Genomic DNA, 7,250 nt, shown 5'->3' with positions numbered 1-7,250 from the left:
GGTGGCAGGAGGCGCTCGCGGCGATGTTGGTCCGCCACGGTCTGGCCGAGGAACGCGGCCGGAGGCTCGGCGCCTTCATCATCGCCGCGGTCGAAGGTGCGGTGATCATGTGCCGGGCCGAGCAGAGCACCGCTCCGCTCGAGGCGGTCTCCGACGAAATCCACGATCTGCTCGTCTGCGCCCTGGGCCGTCGCTCTGATGCCGACCCCCGCAGCGAACCCCTCTAGACCTCGTCGTCTTCCCAGTCCTCAAGGAGTTGCCATGCCTTCGCTCGATCGCCAGGACAATGTCTTCGTTCTCGATCTCGGAGACGGTGAGAACCGCTTCCACCCCGACTGGATCACCGCCGTGAGCGCCGCTCTCGACGAGGTGGAGAAGACAGAAGGCCCGCGCGCCCTGGTCACCGCCGCAACGGGCAAGTTCTACTCCAACGGGCTCGACCTTGAATGGCTGTTCGCCAACTCCGACCAGCACCAGGACTACGTCGTCTCCGTCCACGAACTGTTCGCGCGGATGCTGTCGCTGCCGGTCGTCACCGTTGCCGCGCTGCAGGGGCACACCTTCGCCGCGGGCGCGATGTTCTCCCTCGCCCACGACTTCCGCGTCATGCGCGCCGACCGCGGCTACTGGTGCCTGCCCGAAGCGGACATCAACATCCCCTTCACCCCCGGCATGGCCGCCCTCATCCAGTCCCGGCTCACCCCTCAGACCGCCCACCACGCGATGCTCACCGCCCGCCGCTACGGAGGCGCGGACGCCGCGACCGCCGGCATCGTCGACCAGGCGGTCGCCGAGGACGCGGTGCGCTCCACGGCCGTCGAGATCGCCGCGGCGCAGGCGAGCAAGGCCGGCGACACGCTCGGGACCATCAAGGCCCGCATGTACGCCCCTGCCCTGGTCACCCTGCGCAATGCCACCGCCCCGCTCGGCTGACCAGCGTCCGACTGCCCGCCCCTGTCGCGCGCCCCAGGCCCCGCCCTCGGGGCGCGCTCCCAGCCGTCCACGCGCGAGGAGACACGGCCGATGACAGCCGACACCGCCTGGCACAAGAGCGCCTGCATCCTGTGCGAGAACAACTGCGGCATCCAGATCCAGACCGACGGCCGCCGCTTCGCCAAGATCCGCGGCGACAAGGAACATGTCGCCACCGCCGGCTACACCTGCAACAAGGCCCTGCGTCTGGACCACTACCAAAACGGCGGCGCCCGGCTGACGACCCCGCTGCGCCGAGAGGCGGACGGCACTCTCACTCCGATCGACTGGGACACCGCCATCGCAGAGATCGCCGCCCGGCTGAAGAACGTGCGCCACACGCACGGCGGAAAGTCGATCTTCTTCTACGGCGGCGGCGGGCAGGGCAACCACCTCGGCGGCGCCTACAGCGGCGCCCTGATGCGCGCCCTCGGCGCCCGCTACCGCTCCAACCCGCTCGCGCAGGAGAAGACCGGCGAGGGCTTCGTGGACGCACACCTCACCGGCGGACACACAGCCGGAGACTTCGAACACGCTGAAGTCTCCGTCTTCATCGGCAAGAACCCCTGGCAGTCCCACGGCGTCCCGCGCGCCCGCACCGTGCTCAAGGACATCGCCAAGGACCCCGACCGCACCATGATCGTCATAGATCCGGTGCGCACGGAGACCGCCGACCTGGCCGACGTCCATCTCCAGGTGCGCCCGGGCACCGACGCCTGGTGTCTGGCCGGCCTTCTCGGCGCCCTGGTCCAAGAGGACGTGGTCGACCACGCCTTCCTCGCCGCCCGCACCACCGGCGCCGACACAGTGCTGGAACAGCTCAAGCACGTGGACGTCGCCGACTGCGCCCGGACCTGCGGCCTGGACGAGGATCTGCTGCGCACCACGGCCCGCACGATCGGCACGGCGTCCAGCGTGGCGACGTACGAGGACCTGGGGGTGCAGCAGGGCCCCAACAGCACGCTGATCTCCTATCTCAACAAGCTCATCTGGCTGCTGACGGGGAACTTCGCCAAGCCCGGCGCGATGCAGCCGCATTCGTGGGTCGCCCCGCTGGCCCGCTACTCCACACGGCCCCGCCGCACCCCTGTCACCGGGGCGCGGATGCCCGGCGGCCTGGTGCCCTGCAACGTCATCGCCGAAGAGATCCTCGCCGACCATCCCGACCGGTTCCGGGCCATGGTCATCGAGTCGTCCAACCCGGCTCACTCCCTCGCCGACTCCGCCGCCTTCGCCAAGGCGCTCGACAAGCTTGACCTGGTCGTCGTCATCGACATAGCCCTGACCGAGACCGGCCGCCAGGCCGACTACGTGCTCCCGGCCGCCTCCCAGTTCGAGAAGTGGGAGGCGACCTTCTTCACCTTCGAATTCCCCCGCAACCCCTTCCACCTGCGCGCCCCGGTCCTCGACCCGCTGCCCGGCACCCTGCCCGAACCCGAGATCTACGCCCGCCTCATCCACGCCCTGAACACGGTCAGCGGCAGCAAGCTGACGCTGCTGCGCACGGCCGCCCGCATGGGGCGGCGTCCCTACAAGCTGGCCTTCGCCGCCCTGGCCGCCGTCGACAAGAGCACCCTCGCCATGGCTCCGTACCTGCTGCACCAGACCCTTGGCCCCACCCTTCCCGACGGCGCCGACTCGGCTGCCGTGCTGTGGGCGCTCGCGCAGCGCATCGCCAAGGAGTACCCCGCCGGCATGCGCAGGGCCGGGCACAAGAGCGCTGACGCCCTCTTCGACGCGATGCTCAGCGGCCGCTCCGGCATCACCTTCACCGAGGACGACTACGACGACGCCTGGTGCTACGTGCCCCACCCCGGCCGCCGCATCCCGCTACCCATCCCCGAACTCCTCGGCCTCCTCGCCGACTTGGACACCACTCCCGCCGTGCACACCACCGCCGAGTACCCGATCGTCCTGGTCGCCGGACAGCGCCGGGCCTTCACCGCGAACACCATCTTCCGCGACAACACCTGGCGCAAACGCGATACCAACGGCACCCTGCACATCAGCCCCCAGGACGCCGAACAACTCGGCCTGTCCGACGGCGCCCTCGCACAGATCACCACCGCACGCGGCACCGCCCAGGCGGTCGTCGAGATCGACGACCGCCTCCAGTCAGGCCACGCAGCCCTGCCCAACGGCTTCGGCCTCGACCTGCCCACTGCCGACGGCACGACGGAACGCATCGGCGTCGCCCTGAACACCCTGACCGACCTCACCTGGCGCGACCCCATCGCCGGAACCCCCTGGCACAAACACGTCCCCGCCCGCATCGAGCCCCTACCCATCTGACGAGAGACCTTCCAGCAACACCCCGGGTCGTGTCCGCAATGTCATGGGGGCCGCAGGCGTCAGGCGGGCGATGGTGACCAGGGCTTGGCGGTGGCGGGCGCGTCTGTCGTAGCGGGCGGCGTATGGCGCTCCTCGGGCGACGCCTCCGGACACCCGGACAAGTGCGTCGCGCGAGGGTCACCGGACAAGGAGTCCAACGTCCTCGGCCGGAGTCTGGCGCACGGGACGGACCTACACCCATACCTCTGACCAGTATGAGCCACTGCTCACCTTCGCCTCCGCCGTCCCGGCCAAGAAGCCATACGGCGCTGCCAACGGCACCGGCACACGAACGGTGGCTATCACTCTGTGGAGGGGTCTTCGACGGTGGGGATGTAGGGGGACAGCAATGTCTCGGTGTGTTGTGTGAGCGTGCCTCGGGCGAGTCTGAGTACGCGTACGTCGTTCTGGTGGTCCGGTTCTTCGTCGTCGTGGATGTGGAGGAGTCCGTAGGAGCCGGGGGCGACGGCGGCCACATGCTCGAACAGTTCGACGACGTCGGGCGACGAACGGTGATTGGAGAAGCCGCCCAGGTGGATGAACGGCTGGCCGTTCATCCACCTGAGGTCGAGCAGGTACGGGCTGTCCGTCTGAGCGATGCGAAGGCTGAGCTCGTCGACGATCTGCCGCAGCCGCGGCTCGTCGTCATCGGCTGCGGTCTCCCTGACGGTGATCCACCCGTGGTACTCGAACATCCCACGATCTTAGTGAGATGACCTGCTTCACCGGTTCCGATCGCGGCATGATCCGCCGGACACGCCTCAGGGCGCCCAGGGCCCGAGCATGTCCCTCATCGCGTCGGTCAGGGCGCTTTGCAGGAGTGGGCCGTAGGTGATGCGGCGGACGCCGAGGCGGCGGAAGCGGTCGAGGTCGTGTTTGGCGGGGTGTGCCGTGGAGTTCACCGGGATGGTGACGGCGTCGGTCACCGCGGCCAGCAGGTCGTCGTCGTCCTGGATGCCGACGGGGTAGACGCTGTCGGCGCCTGCCTGCTCGAGGGCGTGCAGTCGCTCGATCGCTTCGTCGAGGACGGTGGGGGCGTCTTCCGTGTGGAGGAAGAGGTCGGTGCGTGCGTTGATCCAGACGGGGATGCCGGCGTCGTCGGCGGCTGCGCGCAGTGCGGCGACGTAGTGTGCGTGTTCCTGGGTGGTGCGCATGCGTGCGCCGTCGGAGTGGACGGTGTCCTCGACGTTGAGGCCGACGCCGCCGACTTCGGTGAGTCCGGCGATGAGGTCGGCGGGTTGTTGTCCGTAGCCGGCCTCCAGGTCGACGGAGACGGGGACGTCGACGGTGGCGATGATGGGCCTGACGGCGGCGAGCACTTCCTCGAAGGTCTGTCCCTCGTGGTCGGCGGCTCCGCGGGAGTCGGCGAGCGGGTGGCTGCCGATGGTGAGCGCGGGGAATCCGGCGGCGGCTGCCGTCCGCGCGGACCAGACGTCCCAGACGGTCGGCAGTACGAGCGGTTTGTGCTCGGCGTGCAGCTGTTTGATGCGTTGAGCGCGCTCAACGGTTGCGCGAGTGTTCATGTCGGGGACGCTACCCCGCGGCTCCCTCACGACAACGCGCGACGGCGCGCCGCCGGGTGACGGATCGGCTCGGTCCGGCTGGCCGTCGCGCCGAGGGGCACGCGCAATGGTGCCCCGTGGCGGGCCGGGAAGCCCGGCAGCGCGGCGCCGTGGCCGGTCTGCTGTCCAGCCCGGCGGATGCCGAGTGCCCGGATCTGCGGGTCTGGCCGACTGAGACGTCATCTCATTTGGCGAGTCGGCGGTAGCAGATGAGAGTGCAGGCGATGCTGGTGAAGGCCAGGAAGTGCTCGGCTTTGCGTTCGTAGCGGCGGTGCAGTCGGCGGCATCCGGCGAGCCAGGACATCGTGCGTTCTACGGTCCAGCGGTGTCGGCCCAGACGGGTCGAGGACTCGATGCCCTTGCGGGCGATGCGGTGCGTGATGCCGCGCCCGCGTAACCATCGCCGCAGGTGGTTGTAGTCGTACCCCTTGTCGGCGTGCAGCTTTCCCGGTCTGCGTCGTCGGCGTCCGCGCCGGGAGCGGATCGGAGGCATGCCTTTGACCAGCGGGATCAGAGCCTGGCTGTCGTGCAGGTTCGCTCCCGAGATTCCGACGGCCAGGGGCAGACCGGTCCGCTCCATGATCAAGTGGATCTTCGAGCCGTACTTGCCCCTGTCTACCGGATTCGGACCTGTCAGGTCCCCCTTTTCAGGGCCCGCATGTTCACCGAGTCGATCGCACAGCGGGACCAGTCCAACTCTCCGCGGGAGCCGAGCTCGTCGAGGACTAGGCGGTGGAGCTTGGCCCACACCCGGGCCTTCGACCACTCGGTGAAACGCCGGTGGGCCGTCGCTCCCGACGGTCCGAACGACGCGGACGGCAACTGCTGCCATGTGCAGCCCGACGTCGCTACGAACACGATCGCGGCCAGCACCTCCCGGTCACCGTGCCGACGTCGGCCACCGCCCTGAGGCCGCGACGGAGCCTTCGGGACCACCCGCTGAAACAGCTCCCACAACTCATCCGGCACCAGCCGCTCAACGATCGAAACCACGACCGACAGCCTACCGATCCAAATGAGATGGCGTCTTAAGCGGGGGTCTGCATAGGGGTTGGTGGAGGAATCGGGCTGCGTTCGGTCGGGCTGACGGGCAGCATGGCGGCATGCCGGATCTGTTGTGGGATGACGTCAGGAACTTCTTCGACCCTGACCTGATGGGTGCTCTGCCTGATGTGTCCGTGACCGAGGCCTCGGTCGATGACTGGCAGGCGGTGTTCGACCTGGCGAGGTCGAGCGGGTGGACGTGGGAGTACTCGGAAGGCTGCGTTCGCATGCCTTTGCCCTCGGCGCAGGAGGTGTTGTCACGGCCCAGTGATGCGGACACGGCCATGCTGAAGGTATGGCCTGTTGCGGGCGTGCAGGTGAATTTCTGGCCGATGTCGGCCGGAGAGATCGACTTCGATGTCGATCTGCGGGAGTTGCAGGGCCAGGAAGGAGTGGACGTCTTGTGCGGCTTCCTCGGCGCGATCGGGCGTCGGCTGGGCAGGGCTGTGCTGATGACCAGAGAAGGAGACCGGGAGAAGCCGGTGCTTGGGTTCGACCCTGGTGCCGATCGTGTGGTGCTGCTGGCAGATCCCCTCGGAGTTGAACTGGCCGCCGCTGCGGACGGGGGTTCGTAGAAGGCGCCGTCGCGGGGCATGGCGAACGGGACGCTGACGCGGTGGCGGGTGAGGCGGAGAAGAGCCTGCGGGTGGGTTTTTCCGCGAGTCCGGCGCTCGTCGTAGCGAGTGCGGGGGCGGGATGGGTGCAGGGCGGCGGACGCTCAGTGGCAGTAGCGCGGCCCTTTCGCGCGGTTTGCGGTGCTGTGCCGCCGCCAGGCGGCTGGCGATGGTGTCCGCGCGTGCGAGGGCGCGGCCGTGGTCGATTCTCGCCCGGGTCAAGCAGGCGACGGTCAGGACGTGGCCGATGCCGCGTGTTTCAAGGGCGTCGCGCAGTTGGGGTTCTTGCCCGTAGGCTCCGTCGCTGGTTGCCCAGGGGACGGTGATCCCGGCATCCGGCGCGGTCCGGATCATCTTCCGGGCCGCGCAGGGTCCGCCTGTTCGGCCAGCTGCCGGCAGTCTCTCCGTTCGATTCCCGACGACAGCCCGTGCAGGTGAGCGCAGGCCGCGGCCCGCGACTCGACTCGTCCGCACCTGCCCGCGCTCCGGGCCGTGACCTGGTCGAGCATCGCCTGTCGGCGGGCAGGTCTGGGCTGTGGCCGGCCGCCGCACGATCTTCAGGAGTCCGAACGACTCCCGATGGTCACGCGGTGGCCGTCCCTTTTGCGGGCTGGGCGTCAGCGTCGTCGCGAAGTCGAGTTCGCGTGTCAGGCGGTGAAGCCGCCGTCGACATGGATCGAGGCTCCGGTGATGTACGAGCCGTCCGCACTTGCCAGGTGAGCGACGG

Annotated in this window: 7 protein-coding genes; 4 read left to right on the top strand and 3 right to left on the bottom strand. The window is 69.0% G+C overall.

The window, feature by feature from the left end; translation table 11 throughout:
• The 3 genes from ABT300_RS39370 to ABT300_RS39360 all read left to right on the top strand — a co-directional run.
• Window positions 1–227 (top strand): LmrA/YxaF family transcription factor (locus ABT300_RS39370; RefSeq protein ID WP_502978089.1); only part of this gene is annotated, 227 nt, incomplete at its 5' end.
• A 34-nt stretch (window positions 228–261) separates the two neighbouring features.
• Window positions 262–933, top strand: coding sequence for an enoyl-CoA hydratase-related protein (locus ABT300_RS39365; RefSeq protein ID WP_351686588.1), 672 nt, complete (start codon window positions 262–264; stop codon window positions 931–933).
• 90 nt (window positions 934–1,023) lie between these two features.
• A complete protein-coding gene (locus ABT300_RS39360; protein WP_351686585.1) occupies window positions 1,024–3,264 on the top strand; it encodes a molybdopterin-dependent oxidoreductase in 2,241 nt (746 codons plus the stop codon).
• A gap of 341 nt (window positions 3,265–3,605) precedes the next feature.
• Here the strand turns inward: ABT300_RS39360 and ABT300_RS39355 are convergent, their stop codons facing one another.
• The 3 genes from ABT300_RS39355 to ABT300_RS39345 all read right to left on the bottom strand — a co-directional run bounded on the left by ABT300_RS39355 (window position 3,606) and on the right by ABT300_RS39345 (window position 5,849).
• Entirely contained in the window at window positions 3,606–3,998 is a 393-nt protein-coding gene (locus tag ABT300_RS39355) for an Imm7 family immunity protein (RefSeq protein ID WP_351686582.1), read from the bottom strand.
• 66 nt (window positions 3,999–4,064) lie between these two features.
• Window positions 4,065–4,826, bottom strand: coding sequence for an isocitrate lyase/PEP mutase family protein (locus tag ABT300_RS39350; protein WP_351686579.1), 762 nt, complete (start codon window positions 4,824–4,826; stop codon window positions 4,065–4,067).
• Window positions 4,827–5,049: 223 nt separating this feature from the next.
• A protein-coding gene (locus ABT300_RS39345) for an IS5 family transposase (RefSeq protein WP_351686591.1) occupies window positions 5,050–5,849 on the bottom strand; the annotation gives its coding sequence in 2 pieces (ribosomal slippage) (window positions 5,050–5,510 and window positions 5,510–5,849; 801 coding nt in all).
• 119 nt (window positions 5,850–5,968) lie between these two features.
• Here ABT300_RS39345 and ABT300_RS39340 point away from each other — a divergent pair.
• Window positions 5,969–6,484, top strand: a complete 516-nt coding sequence (locus tag ABT300_RS39340; RefSeq protein WP_351686577.1) for a hypothetical protein — start codon at window positions 5,969–5,971, stop codon at window positions 6,482–6,484.
• Window positions 6,485–7,250 lie beyond the last annotated feature (766 nt).

It is taken from the genome of Streptomyces sp. NPDC001027 (assembly GCF_040299045.1).
GTDB lineage: Bacteria > Actinomycetota > Actinomycetes > Streptomycetales > Streptomycetaceae > Streptomyces.
This window is presented reverse-complemented; position numbering and strand designations above follow the sequence as displayed.